This window comes from Mesorhizobium sp. M7A.F.Ca.MR.362.00.0.0 (assembly GCF_004023175.1).
GTDB lineage: Bacteria > Pseudomonadota > Alphaproteobacteria > Rhizobiales > Rhizobiaceae > Mesorhizobium.
On record NZ_RZTF01000067.1, the window covers coordinates 20,521 to 21,324 of the forward strand.

At 66.0% G+C, this 804-nt stretch carries 1 protein-coding gene; it reads right to left on the bottom strand.

Annotation, left to right across the window (positions count from 1 at the left end):
- Positions 1-30: 30 nt before the first annotated feature.
- Positions 31-729, bottom strand: a complete 699-nt coding sequence (locus EOC06_RS11815; RefSeq protein WP_127270953.1) for a ribonuclease HII — start codon at positions 727-729, stop codon at positions 31-33.
- Between the last annotated feature and the right edge of the window lie 75 nt (positions 730-804).

Consider the following 804-nt stretch of genomic DNA (forward strand, 5'->3'; position numbering starts at 1 on the left):
TGCCGGCCATCTCCCCCTCGAGGGGGGAGATCAGCTATCCATTCCGACGAAGCTCTCTTCCTCAACCACTTCAGCGCCACCCAGTCTGAACGGCGAAAACGATACGCGATGCAGCCGCGCCACCGGGCCATGCGCCTCGATTGCCGTGCGATGGCGAAGCGTGGCGTAGCCCATATGGACTTCGAAGCCGTAGCGGTCGTGATGGTTGCCGCAGCCGCACATCATGCGATCGCGCATCACCTTGGCGACGATCGAGGCGGCGGCGATCGACTGCGAACGCTGGTCGCCCTTGATCAGCGCGCGCCCTTCACAAGGCAGGCCAGGCGGCACGTCGCGTCCATCGGCAAGGGCGAGCTTCGGTCTGACCGACAGCCCTACCAGGGCGCGGCGCATGGCTTCCAGGCTTGCCTTGAGGATGTTGCTGCCGTCGATACCCTCGGCACTGATGGAGGCCATTGAGACCGCCTGCGCAGAGCCGAGAATTCGCAGGAACAAGGCTTCACGCTGCAGATGGCTGAGGCGTTTGGAATCGTCGAGGCCGTCGGGAATGTTGGCGGGATCGAGCACCACGGCCGCGGCGACTACCGGCCCGGCCAGGGGGCCACGGCCGGCCTCGTCCATCCCGGCAACCGGCCACAGCCCCTCCGCCATCGCCTTCGTCTCGAAGGAGAAGTCGGGCTTCTCGATGATCTCAAAGAGAGGCGGAGAATCAGAACGCGCGCGAGCCATGTTGCGGCGAGGTTCGCATCGGCTCCGATTCTCCGCAAGTCCCTCCGGGTCGGGTGGGGCGCCGGACCCCGGAGG